The organism is Flavobacterium gelatinilyticum, from assembly GCF_027111295.1.
GTDB lineage: Bacteria > Bacteroidota > Bacteroidia > Flavobacteriales > Flavobacteriaceae > Flavobacterium > Flavobacterium gelatinilyticum.
Genome location: NZ_CP114287.1, coordinates 3,809,086 through 3,828,306 on the forward strand (window position 1 = coordinate 3,809,086; position 19,221 = coordinate 3,828,306).

Genomic DNA, 19,221 nt, shown 5'->3' on the forward strand with positions numbered 1-19,221 from the left:
GCAAAATTCCTTACTTTCGCACCTCGTTTAAGAAAAGGATAAAATGAGTACAAAATTTACTGAATACAAAGGACTTGACTTACCAACAGTAGCGTCTGAAGTTCTTGATTTTTGGAAGAAAGAAAATATATTTGAAAAGAGTGTTACAACTCGCGAAGGTGCTGAGCCTTTCGTATTTTTTGAAGGTCCGCCTTCAGCAAACGGATTACCAGGAATTCACCACGTAATGGCACGTGCGATTAAAGATATTTTTTGCAGATATAAAACTCAAAAAGGTTTTCAGGTTAAAAGAAAAGCCGGATGGGATACTCACGGTTTGCCTGTAGAATTGGGTACCGAAAAAGAATTAGGAATTACAAAAGAAGATATTGGTAAAACGATTTCTATCGAAGAATATAACGAAGCGTGTAAAAAAACCGTTATGCGTTATACCGACGTATGGAATGATTTGACCGAAAAAATGGGATATTGGGTTGATATGGAAGATCCGTATGTGACTTATAAACCAAAATATATGGAGTCTGTTTGGTGGCTTTTGAAACAAATCTACGATAAAGGTTTGTTGTACAAAGGATACACAATTCAGCCATATTCTCCAAAAGCAGGAACGGGATTGTCTTCTCACGAGGTAAACCAGCCTGGAGCTTACCGTGATGTTACGGATACTACAATTGTGGCGCAGTTTAAAACGCTTCCGGAAACTTTGCCTTCATTTTTGCAAGGTTTTGGAGATATCCACATTTTAGCTTGGACGACAACTCCTTGGACACTTCCGTCAAACACCGCTTTGACAGTGGGTCCAAAAATTGATTATGTTTTAGTTAAAACTTTCAATCAATATACTTTTGAGCCAATCAATGTTGTTTTGGCTAAAAACTTAGTTGGAAAACAATTCGGAAAAGGATTTTTCTTAAGTGAAGACGACGCTGATTTTGATAATGTGAAAAATGGCGACAAAAAACTTCCGTACAAAATCTTAACCGAAGCAAAAGGAGCAGATTTAGTAGAAATCCGTTATGAGCAATTATTGCCTTACGTATTGCCTTATGAAAATGCTGAAAACGCATTTAGAGTGATCTCTGGCGATTTCGTTACAACCGAAGACGGAACCGGAATTGTGCATACAGCTCCAACTTTTGGTGCAGATGATGCTAAAGTAGCAAAAGAAGCAAAGCCAGAAGTTCCGCCAATGTTGGTTTTAGACGAAAACGGAACTCCGGTTCCATTAGTAGATTTACAAGGAAAATTCACTTCTCATTTAGGTGATTTGGCTGGTAAATATGTTAAAAATGAATATTATGATGCAGGACAAGCTCCAGAGAAATCTGTAGATGTTGAAATCGCTATTCGTTTAAAAGAAGAAAATAAAGCATTTAAAGTTGAAAAATACGTGCACAGTTATCCACACAGCTGGAGAACAGACGAGCCGTTATTATACTATCCTCTAGATTCATGGTTCATCAAAGTAACCGATGTAAAAGATAGAATGTTCGACCTGAACGAAACTATCAATTGGAAACCTAAATCTACTGGTGAAGGACGTTTTGGGAATTGGCTTAAAAATGCCAACGATTGGAACTTATCTCGTTCTAGATATTGGGGAATTCCGTTGCCAATTTGGAGAACAGAAGATAAAACAGAAGAAGTTATTATCGGTTCTGTTGAAGAATTGTACAATGCAATCGAAAAATCGATCGAAGCAGGTTTCCAAAAAGAAAATCCGTTTAAAGGATTTGAGATCGGAAACATGTCTGAGACTAATTACGATTTAATCGATTTACACAAAAATGTGGTTGATGGACTTACTTTAGTTTCGGCTTCAGGGAAACCAATGAAGCGCGAAAGTGATCTAATCGACGTTTGGTTTGATTCTGGAGCAATGCCGTATGCACAATGGCATTATCCTTTTGAAAACAAAGAAAAAATTGATGACAACAAAGATTTTCCAGCAAATTTCATTGCAGAAGGAGTAGACCAGACTCGTGGATGGTTCTATACCTTGCATGCAATCGGAACTTTGGTTTTTGATAAAATAGCATACAAAAACGTAGTTTCAAACGGTCTTGTTTTGGATAAAAATGGAATTAAAATGTCTAAGAGTAAAGGAAATACGATAGACCCATTTAAAACCATTGCAGAAAACGGTCCAGATGCTACACGCTGGTATATGATTATGAATGCAAATCCGTGGGATAACTTGAAGTTTGACCTTGAAGGAATTGCTGAGGTGAAACGGAAATTCTTCGGAACACTTTACAATACCTATTCATTCTTCTCGTTATATGCTAACATCGACGGATTTAAATACGCAGAAGCTGAAATTCCGTTAAACGAAAGACCTGAAATCGATCAGTGGATTATTTCTGAATTACATTCGCTAATAAAATTTGTTGACGAATGCTACGAAGATTACGAGCCTACAAAAGCAACAAGAGCGATTTCTGACTTCGTTCAGGAGAATTTAAGTAACTGGTACGTTCGTTTATGCCGTCGTCGTTTCTGGAAAGGCGAATATGCAAAAGATAAAATTGCCGCTTACCAAACGCTTTATACTTGTTTGCTTACAATCAGTAAATTGAGTGCTCCGGTAGCTCCATTTTTTATGGATAAATTGTACCGCGATTTAACAACTTCTACGGGAAGTGAGGATTTTGCTAGTGTTCACTTGGCAGAATTTCCAAAATTTGTCGAAAACTTTGTTAATAAAACGTTGGAAAGCAAAATGCAGAAGGCGCAAACGATCTCTTCTTTAGTTTTATCACTGCGTAAAAAAGAGATGATAAAAGTTCGTCAGCCTCTGCAAAAGGTAATGATTCCGGTACTTGACGAGAATCAGCGTGCCGAAATCGAAGCTATTTCTGACTTGGTAAAAGCGGAAGTAAACGTAAAAGAAATTGAACTTTTAGACGATGCTTCGGGTATTTTGGTAAAGCAGATTAAACCTAATTTTAAAGCATTAGGGCCACGTTTTGGAAAGGATATGGGCTTGATTTCTAAAGAGATACAAGGTTTTTCTGCAGATCAGATTAATCAGTTGGACAAGCAGGGAACGCTGGATATTGTTATTGCCGGAAATAATGTAACTTTATCATTAGAAGACGTCGAAATTACATCGCAGGATATCGAAGGATGGTTAGTTGCGAATTCAAACGGAATAACAGTTGCGCTTGATATTACACTTACCGAAGAATTAAAAAATGAAGGTATCGCAAGAGAATTAGTAAACAGAATTCAGAACATTCGTAAAGATTCAGGATTTGAAGTTACGGATAAGATTAAAGTTCAAATAAAAAGAGACGGTATTTTAGAAGAAGCTGTTTCAAAAAATGAAGACTATATTAAGTCTGAGACACTAACAGATAGCTTAACTTTTGCTGACGCTCTGGAAAACGGCACAGAAATTGAGTTTGATGATATTAAAACAATGATATTAATTTCAAAATAGTTATAAAATGATAGATGAAATTACAAGGTACTCTGATGCAGATTTAGCAGAGTTCAAAGAAATAATCCAGGCAAAAATAAAAAAAGCACAGGAAGATCTTGATTTGATCAAAAGTGCCTATATGAACGATTTGAATAACGGAACTGACGATACTTCTCCAACTTTTAAAGCTTTTGAAGAAGGAAGTGAGACCATGTCAAAAGAAGCAAACTCACAGTTGGCTATCAGACAAGAGAAATTCATTCGTGACTTAAAAAATGCCTTATTCCGTGTTGAAAATAAAACATACGGTATCTGCAAAGTAACGGGTAAATTAATCAGCAAAGAAAGGCTTAAAATCGTTCCTCATGCTACAATGAGTATCGAAGCTAAAAACTTGCAGAGATAATAAAAAAAATACTCAAAATAAGCGCTCCTTTCAGGGGCGTTTTTTTGTTTAATGTTTTAGTGATTCAGGTATTGGCGCGAACGATGCTGTTTTGGGAGAATTTGATTACAAAGTAACAGCCGTCCTGAAAAAAGAAGTTTTTCTTTTTGTAAGAAAGGTAAAAGGAGGAAATAAGTGAGAATAAAATAAATTAAATTAGAACTGCCCGTTTTCAGGCAGTTCTAATTTAAATGAAAAATTTAAGCAAGATTTTTTTCCAGATCAGCTTTGTGCTTTCTTAATACAGCTCTTGTCATTCCAAGATTTGCTTTAGCAGAATCTGCTGCAAGGTAAATCATGAATTTTTTGTTTGGCGAAATGTCAATAATGTGAATTTGATTTGAAAGCGTAATCAGGATATCTTCGATGTCCTGGTTTAAGTTCAAAGCTTTTACGGCATTCAGTTTTGCTTTTACAACTTCTAAGTTATAAGCCGCTGCCAGCTCAGGATCAAAGGCAGGATCGATGGTTATATTTCCAAAGCTCAATCCTGATTCAATTTCTGTTACTGCTACTGCTATAAAGCCGTTTACGTTTGTTTTCATTTCATTCAAAAACACGTTTAAAAAGTCGTTGCTCATAGTTTTTGGAATTAGGGTGGTTAAAAGATTATGTTATTTTAAAAGGGAATTTTTGCTGAGTTCAGTCGACAGTTCTTCTGTTGAATGCATTAGCAGGCCTAAATTACTGCCTTCTTTTGAAAAAACAATAACAAAATTAGAACCGCTTATTTTATTGCCAATTATAACACCTTCAGAACTTTTTAAATAAAGTTGTTTCAAGGAGCCTTTTTCAAGGTCAATTAAAAATTTTTCGCTCATGGATAAAATTGCGGCACTCATAGCGGCAATGCTGTCGCCGTAGTCAAGGTTCAGAGAAGTGATTAATTTTCCTTTTCCATTTAAGATTAAAGCAGCGCTTGCTTTAGTGTTGACCAAAAAGTTGTTTAGAATAGTAGTTATTTCATTCATATTTGTAGGATTAGGGAAAGTGTTAAAATTAATTCATTTTTAGCAGTGTTTCTGGGTTTTGTTGTGTTTTGCTCTAAACAAGTGTTAATTTTTATTAACAAATATAATTTAAAATATGTATTATTGTAAAAGCAAATCGTTAAATATTTAATTTTTTTACTTAAAAAACTTACACAATGGCTAAAGTATTGAAATTCAAAGATGTGAATTCTGATGTTGAACACAGAATGAAAGAATTCGAAAAATTACGCGTCAGGTTCAAAGCTGATGTAAAGAAGGCTGAAGCCAAAAGAGCAGCAGCCGGAAAAGAAAGTAAAGGCATCTTTAAATCCATTTCGGATTTCTTTTCAGACAGCCCTGCAAACGATGCCAAAAAGAAATAATTCCATAACAGCTTCAAACGAAATACATTCGCATATTTAAATTACAAAACAATTAACGCTCCCTCGGGGGCTTTTTTGTTGATTAAATTATTACTTTTGCGCATCCAAAAAAATTATAAAATGTCATTACGAAAAGCGTATCTCCTTATATTTTTAGTATTAATTATCGATCAACTCTCAAAAATCTACGTAAAAACAAATTTTGTTTTGGGTGATGAAGTTGTAATTTTTGACTGGTTTAGAATTCATTTTATCGAAAATGAAGGCATGGCCTGGGGAACAAAAATTCCGGGAGCATACGGAAAATTAATTTTGACTGTTTTTAGAATCTTTGCCGTATTCGGAATTGGGTATTGGTTGGCAGATGCTGTAAAAAAACGTCATTCAGCTTATTTGATTGTTTCAATAGCTTTGATACTCGCCGGAGCAGCAGGAAATATTATTGATTCTGTTTTTTATGGTGTAATTTTCGACGACAGTACACATAATCTTGCAACACTATTTTCTTCGGAGCCTTACGGAACATGGTTTCATGGTCTAGTTGTAGATATGTTTTACTTTCCTATCTGGGAAGGTGAGCTTCCGTCATGGATGCCCTTTTTTGGAGGAAAACATTTTATGTTCTTTAATGCTATTTTTAATGTTGCCGATATGGCAATTTCTACCGGAGTCGGAATTTTATTAGTATTTAATAAACGAGCGTTTCCAAAACATTAATAAAAATTTAGAATCGATAAAATTTTAAATTCCAAATACCAATATTCTTTGCAATAAAAGAGAAGATGCTGGTATTTGGAATTTTTATTTTTTAGAATTTGAAAGTTTCACATTATTGGGATTTGATATTATTGTACTATTTTTACAATACAAAAACCAAAGCTTATGCAAAGTCCGTCTTTCTCTATTTATGATGCTTCTGCAGGATCAGGAAAGACCTATACTCTGGTAAAAGAATATCTGAAAATTATTCTTTCGTCTCCCAAAAACGATGCGTACCGGAATATTTTAGCAATAACCTTTACCAATAAAGCGGTTCACGAAATGAAAAGCCGTATTGTGGGAAGTTTGTCTGAATTTGCCAAAGACGAACCTTCGGCAAAAGCAGTGGATTTAATGGAGGATTTGTCGCGCGATACAGGTCTTTCGGTTATACAGCTAAAAGTAAAATCCCAAAACATCATCAAGCACTTAATTCATAATTATGCAGCTTTTGATATTTCGACCATTGATAAATTTACGCATAAAGTTATCAGGGCTTTTGCTCATGATCTGAATCTTCCTATGACTTTTGACGTTACGCTGGATACTGAAAATCTTTTGGTAGAGGCCGTAGATGCTATTATTGCTCAGGCAGGCCAGGATGAAACACTGACCAAACTGCTGATCGATTTTACAATGGAGAAAACCGATGACGATAAAAGCTGGGATGTTTCGAGAGAAATCTTAGAAACAGGACGTTTGGTTTTGAATGAAAATAACCGAAATGAAATTCTTCATTTTAATGATAAAACAATTGAAGAATTTGTCGAGATAAAAAAGAAAATGCTGGTTTTGTGCAAGGACCTCGAAGCCGAAAATGAGCAGTTTGCAATTGAAGCACTTTCGTTGATAGATCAAAACGGAATTGATTTGAAATCTTTTTCGAGAGGTACATTTCCAAATCACCTGGAAAATATTCGTGACGGTAAATTTAATCCAAGAAATAAAACTTTTCATGAATTCGATGATATTGCGATAAATAAAACGGCCAAAGACCGCGCGATTATTGAAAGTATTATTCCTGAGTTACTCCAGATGTTAGTGAAGATTTATAAGAATTTTGAAAAAAGAGATTTTTATAAAGCCTTTCTCAAAAATATTACACCGCTCTCTTTATTAAATACAGTCAGCAACGAACTTGCTAAAATTCAGTCAGAACAAAATGTTCTTTCTATATCAGAGTTTAATGCTATTATTCACCGCGAAATTCAGAACCAGCCTGCACCTTTCATTTATGAGCGTCTGGGCGAGCGTTACCGGCACTTTTTTATAGATGAATTTCAGGATACGTCCGAAATGCAGTGGCATAACCTGATTCCGCTTATCGATAACTCTCTTTCAGGTTTGGATGATTTTGGAAATAAAGGAACTCTAATGATTGTAGGCGATCCAAAGCAGTCTATTTACAGATGGCGCGGCGGAAAAGCGGAGCAGTTTATCGAATTAAGCAAAGATGTGAATCCGTTTGTAAATCCGGATAAAGTCATTAAACATTTAAATACCAATTACAGAAGTTACAGTGAAGTAATTGAATTTAATAATGCGTTTTTTAAACTGATTTCTTCTGAATTTTCAAACGATGATTATAAAGATTTATACGAGAATCATAGTTTTCAGAATACCAATTCAAAAAAAGGCGGTTATGTAAATATTTCATTTCTTCCCATTATAGAAAAAAATGAAGCTGACGATGAAGATCCGGTTGAAAAATCAGATTTGTACGTTTTAGCAACGCTGAATACGATTCAAAAAGTTCTCAGGGAAGGTTTTGAATATAAAGATATCGTAATTCTGACCCGAAAAAGAGGGCAGGGAGTCGCGATCGCTAATTATTTAACCGAACAGAATATTCCGCTTTTGTCTTCAGAAACATTAATGATTCAGAATGCGACAGAAGTGCGACTTATAATTCATCTTCTGAAATATTTAAATAACGGTGCCGATTTAGAATCCAAGGCTTATTTTTTAAATTCCCTCGCTAATAGCTTAAAACCCGAAATTCCGGTACATGATTTTATTGCGCTTGGAATGTCGCATAAAATTGAAGAAGAATTTGAAAAATGGCTTCAGACTTTTGATGTTTCGCTTTCTTTTGAAAATGTCCGCAAAAAATCACTTTACGAAGCTGTTGAAATTATTATTTCAAAATTCATACTTCCGTCAGAAGGAAATGCTTATGTGCAGTTTTTTCTTGATATTGTTTTGGAGCGCGATATGAGAAACCAGGCCGGAATTGCCGACTTTTTGGTGTATTGGGATAAGAATTCGGAAAAATTCAGCATTCCGTCGCCCGAAGGCAATAATGCAGTTCGTATTATGACCATTCACAAATCAAAAGGTTTGGAATTTCCGGTTGTAATTATGCCTTTTGCAGAAGAAGATTATAATAGAAAGCCAAAAGATAAACTCTGGCTGGATACAGAAGAATCAGATCTTGGTGTTCCAAAAGCATTAATTGATAACAGCAGTGCAGTGGAAGGTTTTGGCGAAAGTGCCGCAGTTGTTTTTAATTCAAAAAAGCAGGAAGAATTACTGGATAATATAAATGTTTTATACGTAGCACTAACCCGTGCAGAAGAACAGCTTTACATTATTTCGCAAGCTTTAAAAGAAAGAAAAGATGGAGAACTGCCTAATAATATGGCTTCTTATTTTATTAAATATCTGATCCACAAAGGAAATTATGAGCCTGAAATTTTAGAATACGAATTTGGGAATAAAACCCGGCTTTCAAAATCAGAAAAAACAGTTGATCTGGTAAAAACAATTCCTGTTGTAAAAGAAGTGCTTGATCCTAAAAATATAAAAATTGCCCAGCGTGAAGCTCTTATGTGGGGAACACATCAGCAGGAGGCAATTTCGTATGGTAACATTGTGCATGAAATTCTGGCTTTTGTAAAAGATGAATCAGATGTAGATCTGGCACTCACAAAAGCATTGGAAAACGGATTGATTACTATGGAACAGTCTGAAAAAGTATTGAAAACACTCCGGGATATAGTAACACATCCTGAACTGAATATATGTTTTAATGGAAAGTATAAAATTTTGAACGAACAGACAATAGTTCAAAAAGAAGGCAAGATTCTAAAACCGGACCGGGTTGTATTGACAGATAGTAAAGAAGCTTATCTGCTGGATTATAAAACTGGTGCCATAAATCCAAAATACAAACAGCAAATTCAGGAATATCAAGATGCTGTTGAGGATTTAGGATATAAAGTGTTAAAAAGGGTTTTGGTATATATAGGATCGGAAATTGAAGTGGTAAATTTGTGAAAAAATTAATCAGATGTTAAAGGAATAACGAAGCTTTTTTATGGTTAAGTTGTTAATATTTAACGTTTTAAATAGTTAAAAATGTACGGTAAAATTAAAGAACATCTGCAAAGTGAGCTGCAGACAATTGAAGAAAATGGAATTTTCAAAAAAGAGCGAATTATAACATCAGCTCAGGGTGCCGAAATTACGATTTCGACAGGCGAAACAGTTTTAAACTTTTGTGCTAATAATTATTTAGGTCTTTCATCTCATCCTGAAGTAGTTCAGGCAGCTAAAGATGCAATGGATACACATGGCTTCGGGATGTCGTCTGTACGTTTTATCTGCGGGACTCAGGATATTCATAAAACATTAGAAAAAAAGATAGCTGACTTTTATGGTACAGAAGATACTATATTATATGCTGCAGCTTTTGACGCGAACGGAGGGGTTTTTGAACCTTTATTAGGGGAGAACGATGCCATAATTTCAGACAGTTTAAACCATGCTTCTATTATTGATGGAGTTCGTTTGTGTAAAGCAGCGCGCTACCGCTACGAAAACAGCAATATGGAAGATCTGGAACAGCAGTTGATAAAAGCTAATGAAGCCGGTGCCCGTTTTAAACTTATTGTGACAGATGGTGTATTTTCAATGGATGGTTTAGTAGCACCGTTGGATAAAATCTGTGATCTTGCTGATAAATACGATGCCATGGTGATGGTTGACGAATGCCATGCTGCTGGATTTATTGGTGCAACCGGAAAAGGAACTCTTGAGGCAAAAGGGGTTATGGGGCGTGTTGATATTATTACAGGAACTCTTGGTAAAGCTTTAGGCGGTGCAATGGGAGGATATACAACAGCCAAAAAAGAAATCATTGAAATACTTCGCCAGCGTTCAAGACCTTATTTATTTTCAAATTCACTTGCACCGTCTATTGTAGGGGCTTCTATTAAAGTTTTTGAATTGCTGGAAAAAGATACTGCTCTTAGAGATAAGTTAGAGTGGAATACGAACTACTTTAAGGAAGGAATGAAAAAAGCAGGTTTCGATATTATCGATGGAGATTCAGCTATTGTACCGGTTATGCTGTACGATGCAAAGTTGTCTCAGGTAATGGCAAATGAACTTTTAAAGCAGGGTATATACGTGATTGGATTTTTCTTTCCTGTGGTTCCAAAGGATAAAGCGAGAATCAGAGTACAGTTGTCTGCAGCCCATACCAAAGAACATTTAGACAAGGCAATCGAAGCATTTATATTAACAGGTAAAATGTTAAAAGTTATATAATTACCACGTTTAGTGCTTTTTTGTAGGTTTTTTTTAACATTTGATTTTGTATTTAAAAAATTTGGTGTTACTTTTGCTTGTAATTAACTAAATTGTAATTAAAAAAATTAAGTATGAAACATCTTAACAAACTTTTAGTTGCTGTGATGATGGCGATGGGTTTAAGTTCTCACGCGCAAGACAGTAACAATCCATGGGCGATCTCTTTTGGGGTTAATGCCGTGGATACAAGGACTAGTGCAAGTCCAGAGCATGTAGATTTTTTCCCGGCACACTTTTCTCAGCCATTTGATGTAAAAGGAAACTGGAATATCCTTCCTTCTTTATCTTACATTGGTGTGTCTAGATACGTTGGAAGCGGTTTCTCTGTAGGTTTACAGGGGTCTGTTAACAAAATCGACAAATTTGTTGTTTTTGACCCAACTGCTGCTGGTCATGATGCAAGAGGTATGGTTGTAGAGAATCCAGGTGACTTAATGTACTACGGAATTGATGCTACTATCAAATACAGCTTCAAAGAATTAATCAAATCTAAAGTGATTGATCCTTCGTTATCTGTAGGTGGTGGTTATACTTTCTTCGGAGATAGCAGCTACGGAACTGTTAACCCAGGTGCTGGATTAACTTTCTGGTTTACTGATGCTATTGGTCTTGAATTAGCTACAAGATACAAATGGTCAGTTAGTGGAGACAGAGTAGATGCAGCTGGTGTTCCAGACGCTCCATCTCACTTCCAACACACTGCTGGTTTAGTTTTCAAATTCGGAGGTAAAGATACTGACGGAGACGGAATCTATGACAAAGATGATGCTTGTCCAGATGTTGCTGGTCTAAAACAATTCAACGGATGTCCTGATACTGACGGTGACGGAATCGTTGATGCTTCAGATGCTTGTCCAAACGAATTTGGTTTAGCTGCATTAAACGGATGTCCTGATAGAGACGGAGACGGTGTTGCTGACAAAGATGACGCTTGTCCAGATGTTGCTGGTTTACCTGCTTTAAAAGGTTGTCCTGATACTGACGGTGACGGAATCGCTGACAAAGATGACAAATGTCCTACAGTTGCTGGTCCTAAAGAAAATGGTGGTTGTCCTTTCTTAGACGCTGATAAAGATGGTGTTTTAGATAAAGATGATGACTGTCCTACAGTTCCAGGTCCTGCAAGTAACAGAGGATGTCCAGAAGTAACTTCTCAAGCATTAGAAGATCTTAAAGTTCAAGCTAGAGCAATCTACTTCAACTCTGGAAAAGCTACTTTCAAAACTGGTGACAAAGAAACTCCAGCTAGATTAGACGCTATTAAAGAAATCCTTAAAAACTACCCTAACGCTAAATTCAGCATCGAAGGACACACAGATAGTACAGGTTCTGCTAAAGTAAACCAAAAACTTTCTGAAGATAGAGCTAACGCTGTATTAAACGCTTTAGTTGAAAGAGGTGTTAACGCTGAAAACTTAGAAGCTAAAGGATTTGGATCTTCTCAACCAGTTGCAAGTAACAAAACTGCTGCAGGTAAAGCACAAAACAGAAGAACTGAAATTAAACACGTAGGTTCTAAATTCCAAGGTAAACTATAATTTACTTTGTAAATAATATTGAAAAGCCATTCTTAATTGAATGGCTTTTTTTATTTTTATCAAATGATAGATAATTCTTTTTTAGGGAAAATTGCAAAAGTTGTAATCGAAAATTATTCAGAGAAACTTACTGAAACTACGATCATTCTGCCAAATAAAAGAGCAAAGGTTTTTTTAATTGAAGAGCTTAAAAAAGAAACAAATAAAACTATTATTTCTCCAAACATTATAAGTATTGAAGACTTTGTACAGGATGTTGCATCAATACGATCTATAGATTCGATTGAACTGTTGTTTGAGTTTTACGAAGTTTATTTATCTGTAACAGAAAAACAGCATCAGCAGACTTTTGAATTATTTGCCAATTGGGCAAAAACACTGCTTCAGGATTTTAATGAAATTGACCGCTATCTTCTTGAACCAAATCACGTTTTATCTTACCTGAAAGATATTGAGGATATAAAAAAATGGGGAATAGAAGTAGAAAACAAAACAAAACTTCTTGAAAATTATATCGACTTCTGGAAACTGCTTCCGCTTTATTATACTTCCTTATACGAGCATTTACTGAATAAAGGAATTGGTTATCAGGGATTAATTTACAGGGAAGCCGTAAATAACCTGAATCATTTTTCGAATACTATTTCGGGGCTGAATTTTATTTTTGCCGGATTTAATGCGTTGAATGCAGCCGAGGAAAGAATTGTGCAGCATCTTTTGGCATTGGATCAGGCTAAAATCTATTGGGATTCTGATCAGGTATTTTTAAATGACCCTTATCATGATGCGGGGCTTTTTGTACGCCGATTTAAAGAAAGCTGGAAACATTATAAATCACATCCTTTTGAGTGGATTGTAGATGATTTTTCGCAGTCAAAAAATATTCAGGTAATCGGTACGCCAAAAACCATAGGTCAGGCTAAACTTGCTGGAAGTATAATTGAAAATTTAATTAATGAAAATCCCGCAGAATCTCTGGATAAAGTTGCGGTTGTTTTAGGAGAGGAAAATTTATTAATTCCTGTTTTATATTCGCTTCCGTCTTCGGTTGGGGCACTTAATATTACGATGGGATATTCCGGAAAAAATAACCCTTCTCAAATATTGGTGGCGAAGTTTTTTAAAATGCATACCAACGCGCTTTCACGTGCGGGAGAAAGTTATGTGTTTTATTATAAAGATGTTTTGGATATTCTGACACATCCTTTGGTAGAGCCGTATGCGAACTGCAGTCATCTGGTGAGGATAATAAAAGAGAATAATTATACTTTTATTACACTGAATAAGATTTTGGAGCTTAATCCGGATCCTTCCAGAATGTTTTCTTTATTATTTCAGAAATGGGACAAAGGATCGATCGCGGTTCTTGAAACTATTTCGGCGCTTTTACTTTTAATAAAAGAAAATTTCAGCAATGATAATCAGGAAGAAAAAATAGCTAAGACTTTTGTTTATGCTGTTTTTAAAGTGATAAACAAGCTCATTAATTATTATTCACAGCACAATCATATTGATAATATTAATACACTCCATGCGATTTATAAACAAATCATAGATGTGGCCGAAGTTTCGTTTGAAGGAGAACCGTTACGGGGGCTTCAGATTATGGGGGTTCTGGAAAGCCGTGTGCTTGATTTTGAAACCGTGATTGTAACTTCGATGAATGAAGGCAAATTTCCGGCAGGAAAATCTCAGAATTCATTTATTCCGTATGATGTTAAAAAAGAATTAGGACTGCCGACTTTCAAGGAGAAGGATGCTATTTATACCTATCATTTTTATCATCTGCTGCAAAGGGCGAAAAACATTTACCTTGTTTATAACACCGAAAACGACGGGCTTGATGCCGGGGAACGAAGCCGTTTTATAACGCAGCTTGAAGTTGAAAAACAAAAAAATCACAATCTCACTTTTGATATTTATAATCCTGTTTTGCCTGCAACAGCTTATCAGCCTATGGTGATTCCGAAATCGGAGGCTGTTTTGGAAAGACTGCGCGAAATAGCGGCTGCAGGATTTTCTCCATCGGCATTAACGAGTTATATCCGAAACCCGATCGATTTTTATTTTCAAAAAATTCTCCGAATACGTGAAGTAGAGGAAGTAGAAGAAAATATTGCTTTGAATACACTCGGGACGATTATTCACGAAACATTAAAAGCTTTATATGAGCCTTTTATTGGCAGGTTTATTTCGGAAACAGATCTTTTAAATTGTTTCAAATTACTCGATGATGAAGTTTTGAAACAATTCAGGTTGGTTTACAAAGAAGGAGAAATTAAAAAAGGCCGTAATCTTTTGGCTTTTGAAGTTGCAAAACGTAACGTTTTTAACTTTTTAAAAATGGAGCTGGATTCTTTGAAAAACGGCGATGCTGTTAAAATCATTGCATTGGAACAGACTTACCAGAGAGAACTCGAACATCCCGGTCTGCCTTTTCCGGTTTTAATTAAAGGAAATGTTGACAGAATCGAACTTAGAAACGGCAGAATCAGAATTATCGATTATAAGACCGGAAAAGTCGAAAAAACAAACGTAGTTCTTAAATCCTGGACCGGATTAACTCAGGAGCTTAAAAACGACAAAATAATTCAGGTTTTAGCTTATGCTTATATGTTCGAAAATGAAGCAGGAGATGTACCTGTTGAAGTTGGAATTATTTCGTTTAAAAATCTTAAGTCAGGATTTCTTCCTTTTGGTTTTAAAGAAGAAAAAGACATGGAAGTTATTGTAAGTAAGGTAATTCTGAAAAGTTATCTGGAAGAAATTGTCTTGCTTTTAAGTGAAATATTCAATCCTGAAATTCCATTTGAAGAAAAAATCTAACCGGGATCTGCTTTTTAAAAAGCGGTAATTTTTTCACCGATAAACAAAACAGCACTTTTTTTAGTTTAAATTGGAGTATTCAATCTGTTTCAGATTAAAAAATTACCTGTTTGTTTAATGGGAAATGAAGCTCTGCAATAGCAGAAAGGATTTTTTAGATTGAAAAAAGGGAATGTTACATTGAATATTTTTACGACTTACCGATTTAACTGACTCTTGAAATTTTATCTGAATAATTGAAAAATCTTGTAGAGAATATAAAATAAGTTATCTGTTAAAATTGTAATCCTGATTTGGAAAGAATCTATTTACAGATAAAAATATAATTGGCATAACATAAAGGAAAAAGGTGCAATAATTAATCTATAATTATTGCACCTTTTTGTAAGTGGTTTTTAACTAAATATTTTTTTGAAGAAGCCTTTTTTAACTTGTTCCGGAGAATTCGGATTGTTAATTGGTCCGTTTTCAAATCGAAATCTTCTAAACTTCATCAGCTTTACATTTAAGTCAAAGCGTAATTCATCAACTGTTTTCATCGGAAAATTTTTTGCAAATTTACGAAAAACATCCAGCAAAATAAGGGAATGGCAAATGTTAATTTAAATATTGAGTTTTATGGATCAAAATGTTTGAATTTTGATAATATATCTTTTTTCTGTTAAATTTTTTTAAATATTTTCTTTTAAAAAACGGGATTAATTGTACTATAAATAAAAGTGATTCAGCTAGTTGTGTCTTGAGTTTTTTTTAACAAGTGTTTAGGGATCATTTTTATTTTTTACAAATAACTTTGATCTTTTAGAATAAAATTAATGTATATGGTTGATTTAAATACGCTGGTAGAAGAAACAGGGGCAGAGTCGGGAATTACTTTTAATATTGACGGAATTTTAATGGAATCTGTTAATTTAGAATACGATGGAAACGTGGCTGCAATGATTGGGATGATTTTGAAAATGTGTCTTGAAATGTCAGAAGATGTTAATAATGGAGATTTGAAGCAGGTAATGATCAAAAACAACGACGGAATTGTGGTGGCAAACAAAGATCAGGATGATAACTGTGTGGCGCTTCTTTCTAAAGATATTAGCAAAATGGGACTTTTGCTTAGAAAAATGGATACGATTTTTAATAATTAATTTTAAACCAAATTTTATATATAAAACATGTCAGATTTTTTACAGAATTTTCAAAATGATTTAAGAGAGAATGTTAGCGGATTTATTGCGGTTTCAGTAACTGAAGTTGAGACAGGAATGTCTTACTGTTCGCTTTCTGTAAATCCGGATTTTGACCCGGAACTAGCTTCTGCTTATAATTTAGAAGTTGTAAAAGCAAAATTAAACGCTATTAAAGCTTTGGGATTAACTCAAAAAATCAACGATATTTTAATTACATTGACAGATCAAATACATATTTTAGATGTTTCTGAAGATGGAAAATACTTTATTTATTTAGCAGTTGACAGTAATAAAGCAAATCTTGGATTAACAAGAGCTACTTTGTCTAAATTCAAAAAAGACATTATTACGAAACTATAATTTTTGCCCCCAAAATGAAGAAAAGGCTGTTCCACTTATGCGGAATGGCCTTTTCTGCTTTTATGAATTATCTTTTTATTTGAAGAATTCTAATAATACGGCTTTTAGTTCTTCTTTGTTTTCGATCTGGCTCATATGGCCGTCATCAAAAGAAGCTAATTGAACGGAAGTCCCTTTAATTTGCGGCAGACTTTCTTCGTAGTTTAAAACCGTATCTTTTTTGCCTAAAATTAAAAGTACAGGAAATAAATCTTTGCGCAGCAGTTCTTCTCTGTCTTTTCTTATTTTCATTCCTTCCAGCGAGGCTATAATTCCCTGTAAAGGTGTTTTTAAGGCTTCGGCTTTTGCTTTTTCAATTTCTGAGGCTAAACGTGTTCTGTTGTTTTCGCTGAACAAATTGCCAATAGCAAGACTCACGAAGTTTGTATAATTCTGTTTGACAGCCTTTATGGCTCTTGTTCTGTTTGTTTTTTTCTCTTCACTGTCTTCTTTAGAAGTAGAATTGAGCAGAACCAGTTTTTGGATTTTCTTCGGGAATAATTCGGCGAAAGCCAAACCAACATAACCGCCCATTGAATGCCCCAGAATGATTGCTTTTTCGATATTTAAGTTTTCCAGAACTTTGTTAACTGCTTTGGCATTGTCTTCCATTTCATGAACATAACCCAGAGAATCTGATTCGCCATGACCTAATAAATCGACGGTAATAACACGGTATTTTTTTGAAAATAAATCAACATAGTCTGTCCACATTTTTTTGTTTTCTAAAAAACCGTGCAGTAATACGATTGCTGTTCCTTCACCAGAATCGGTAAAAGATATTTTGGTGTTTTTGTAAAGTACTTGATTCAAAATGGAAAATTTAAATAACAAAAATACGCTATTTTATCAGCCAGATGAAATATAAGATAAAATTTAAGAAGGAGCTTTTTTGAGATTCTCTCAAGGATGCATACGCTCTTTTCATTTGAGTTTTTACCGTGTTTATTGAGATATTCTGGTTTTCTGCAATTTCGGCATAGCTTAATCCTTCAACAACATGGGATATAAAAATTTCTCTTCTGGCCTGCGGAATCTTTTCGACTAAAGTCTGAATTTTAGGCTTTTTGTTTTCTTCGATGTTTTCAAATGCAATTTGTTCTTCGGCTTTTGGAACAGCTATTTTTTTGGTTTGTAAACTGATGGTTTTGTTTTTTTCTACATATTGAAGGCTTAAATTTTTTACTGCTTTTGCTCCGTAAGCTTTAAATGAAACGGTAAAGTTTATGGCTTCTTCTTTTTCCCATAAATAAATAAAAAAATCCTGAACAATATCTTTCGCTGTGTGTTTGTCCTTGACTATGCTAAAGGCAGTCAAAGAAAAAAACACAAAATGCTCTTTGTATAAGGCTTCAAATATTTTTAAATCTTTATGATTTACCATCTAAAAAATAACATTTATTGTTTTGTAATGGATTGTATAGTGTCAAATGTAAAATAAAAACTTAATTTTTTTTCATAATGTGTAAAAAAAATCAAAATATATTGATTTGTTGTCACCCTAAAAAAAAGTTTTCCCAACATAATAAAAACCACTATATAAAAAACAATGATTCCAAACACAAAATTGATTAATGTTCTAAAGGAAATAACGTCCGATGGAACTTTTGATGTTTCTAAAATAGCATCATTACCTCCTGAAGATCAGGAATTAATAAAAAACCTCCAGAACAGCGGCCTGCTCGAAGAAGCACTGCTGTATGCAGAATCTGTGGATGTTGATGAAAATTGGGAAGAATTGCAGGAGAAATTAAATAGTGATGAAAAATCAATTCTGGTAAATTGGAAAAGTATTTTTCAGTATGCAGCGGTCTTTTTGTGCCTTTTGAGTTTGGTTTATCTTTTTCAATACAAAAATGATAGACACAATGAAGCAAAAATACCTTCTGATGCAATTCAGCTGATTTTAGAAAATGGAGATATTCAGGTTTTAAATGCTGAAGGAGAACAGCAAATAATAAAAAAAGACGGAGAAGTGGTTGCTTCTCAAAAGGATAACACAATTAATTATCAGTCGGATAATTTGAGAGGTAAATTGGTTTACAACGAAATTAAAATTCCCAATGGCAAAACTTTTAAAGTAACGCTGTCTGACGGGACTGTTGTAAATATTAATGCGGGATCTTCATTAAAATATCCGGTTCAATTTGTTAAAGGACACAGCAGAGAAGTTGTCTTAGAGGGCGAAGCTTTTTTTGATGTTGCAAAAGATAAAGCTCATCCGTTTATTGTAAAAACAAGAGGGGTAGATGTGAAGGTTTTAGGAACAAAGTTTAATGTGAGTTCATATAAAGAAGATTTAGATATTTATACCGTGCTGGTTGAAGGTTCGGTTAGTTTATCTGACAAGGTGAATCAAAAAGCAATACTGGTTCCCGGTGAAAAAGGAACCTGGAATAATAAAAATGCAGAAATAGCTGTAGATAAAGTCGATACTCGTTTTTATACAGAGTGGGTAAATGGCGAAATTGTTTTTAGAAAAACAGCTTTTAGAGACATCATCATAAAACTGGAGAGAACTTATGACGTTACAATTGAAAATAACAGGAAAGATATTTTAGATAAAAAATTTAATGCCAGTTTCAATAAAAATATTGAAAGCATAGAAAAGGTATTAGAAACAATGAGTAAGATTCAAGGCTTTACTTATAAGAAAGAAGGAAGGCTTATAAAAATTAACTAACTAATTTACT

At 34.4% G+C, this 19,221-nt stretch carries 16 protein-coding genes; 11 read left to right on the forward strand and 5 right to left on the reverse strand.

Annotation, left to right across the window (positions count from 1 at the left end):
- Positions 1 to 43: 43 nt before the first annotated feature.
- Together ileS and OZP11_RS16125 are read left to right on the forward strand one after the other, a co-directional pair.
- On the forward strand, positions 44 to 3,445 hold the full coding sequence (gene ileS / locus OZP11_RS16120) for an isoleucine--tRNA ligase (protein WP_281231579.1): 3,402 nt from the start codon (positions 44 to 46) through the stop codon (positions 3,443 to 3,445).
- 7 nt (positions 3,446 to 3,452) lie between these two features.
- Entirely contained in the window at positions 3,453 to 3,833 is a 381-nt protein-coding gene (locus OZP11_RS16125) for a TraR/DksA family transcriptional regulator (RefSeq protein WP_012022792.1), read from the forward strand.
- Positions 3,834 to 4,072: 239 nt separating this feature from the next.
- On the opposite strand, the gene OZP11_RS16130 is transcribed toward OZP11_RS16125, so the two are convergent.
- Both OZP11_RS16130 and OZP11_RS16135 read right to left on the reverse strand, forming a co-directional pair.
- Complete coding sequence (locus OZP11_RS16130) at positions 4,073 to 4,453, reverse strand: hypothetical protein (protein ID WP_281231580.1); 381 nt, start codon at positions 4,451 to 4,453, stop codon at positions 4,073 to 4,075.
- A gap of 33 nt (positions 4,454 to 4,486) precedes the next feature.
- Entirely contained in the window at positions 4,487 to 4,843 is a 357-nt protein-coding gene (locus OZP11_RS16135) for a roadblock/LC7 domain-containing protein (RefSeq protein ID WP_281231581.1), read from the reverse strand.
- Positions 4,844 to 5,019: 176 nt separating this feature from the next.
- Between OZP11_RS16135 and OZP11_RS16140 the strand changes: the two genes are divergently transcribed.
- The 6 genes from OZP11_RS16140 to OZP11_RS16165 all read left to right on the forward strand — a co-directional run bounded on the left by OZP11_RS16140 (position 5,020) and on the right by OZP11_RS16165 (position 14,945).
- Positions 5,020 to 5,226: a hypothetical protein gene (locus OZP11_RS16140; RefSeq protein ID WP_281231582.1), complete on the forward strand. Its 207-nt coding sequence runs from the start codon at positions 5,020 to 5,022 to the stop codon at positions 5,224 to 5,226.
- Between the two features lie 120 nt (positions 5,227 to 5,346).
- A complete protein-coding gene (locus tag OZP11_RS16145) occupies positions 5,347 to 5,943 on the forward strand; it encodes a lipoprotein signal peptidase (RefSeq protein ID WP_281231583.1) in 597 nt (198 codons plus the stop codon).
- Between the two features lie 165 nt (positions 5,944 to 6,108).
- Positions 6,109 to 9,264, forward strand: a complete 3,156-nt coding sequence (locus OZP11_RS16150) for a UvrD-helicase domain-containing protein (RefSeq protein WP_281231584.1) — start codon at positions 6,109 to 6,111, stop codon at positions 9,262 to 9,264.
- Between the two features lie 81 nt (positions 9,265 to 9,345).
- Positions 9,346 to 10,539 carry a glycine C-acetyltransferase gene (gene kbl, locus OZP11_RS16155; RefSeq protein ID WP_281231585.1) on the forward strand — a complete coding sequence of 398 codons (1,194 nt, stop codon included), beginning with the start codon at positions 9,346 to 9,348 and terminating at the stop codon, positions 10,537 to 10,539.
- Between the two features lie 113 nt (positions 10,540 to 10,652).
- Complete coding sequence (locus OZP11_RS16160; protein WP_281231586.1) at positions 10,653 to 12,119, forward strand: OmpA family protein; 1,467 nt, start codon at positions 10,653 to 10,655, stop codon at positions 12,117 to 12,119.
- Between the two features lie 63 nt (positions 12,120 to 12,182).
- A complete protein-coding gene (locus OZP11_RS16165) occupies positions 12,183 to 14,945 on the forward strand; it encodes a PD-(D/E)XK nuclease family protein (RefSeq protein WP_281231587.1) in 2,763 nt (920 codons plus the stop codon).
- A gap of 395 nt (positions 14,946 to 15,340) precedes the next feature.
- Here the strand turns inward: OZP11_RS16165 and OZP11_RS16170 are convergent, their stop codons facing one another.
- Complete coding sequence (locus OZP11_RS16170; protein ID WP_281231588.1) at positions 15,341 to 15,484, reverse strand: hypothetical protein; 144 nt, start codon at positions 15,482 to 15,484, stop codon at positions 15,341 to 15,343.
- Between the two features lie 282 nt (positions 15,485 to 15,766).
- On the opposite strand from OZP11_RS16170, the gene OZP11_RS16175 reads away from it, so the two are divergent.
- The gene (locus OZP11_RS16175; protein WP_281231589.1) at positions 15,767 to 16,087 is read left to right on the forward strand and encodes a roadblock/LC7 domain-containing protein; all 321 of its coding nucleotides are present in this window, start codon (positions 15,767 to 15,769) and stop codon (positions 16,085 to 16,087) included.
- Positions 16,088 to 16,114: 27 nt separating this feature from the next.
- Positions 16,115 to 16,489: a hypothetical protein gene (locus OZP11_RS16180; RefSeq protein ID WP_281231590.1), complete on the forward strand. Its 375-nt coding sequence runs from the start codon at positions 16,115 to 16,117 to the stop codon at positions 16,487 to 16,489.
- A 75-nt stretch (positions 16,490 to 16,564) separates the two neighbouring features.
- Here OZP11_RS16180 and OZP11_RS16185 read toward each other — a convergent pair whose 3' ends face one another.
- Positions 16,565 to 17,341: an alpha/beta fold hydrolase gene (locus OZP11_RS16185; protein WP_281231591.1), complete on the reverse strand. Its 777-nt coding sequence runs from the start codon at positions 17,339 to 17,341 to the stop codon at positions 16,565 to 16,567.
- A gap of 28 nt (positions 17,342 to 17,369) precedes the next feature.
- Positions 17,370 to 17,912 carry a sigma-70 family RNA polymerase sigma factor gene (locus OZP11_RS16190; RefSeq protein WP_281231592.1) on the reverse strand — a complete coding sequence of 181 codons (543 nt, stop codon included), beginning with the start codon at positions 17,910 to 17,912 and terminating at the stop codon, positions 17,370 to 17,372.
- A 165-nt stretch (positions 17,913 to 18,077) separates the two neighbouring features.
- On the opposite strand from OZP11_RS16190, the gene OZP11_RS16195 reads away from it, so the two are divergent.
- Entirely contained in the window at positions 18,078 to 19,211 is a 1,134-nt protein-coding gene (locus OZP11_RS16195; RefSeq protein ID WP_281231593.1) for a FecR family protein, read from the forward strand.
- Positions 19,212 to 19,221: the final 10 nt, after the last annotated feature.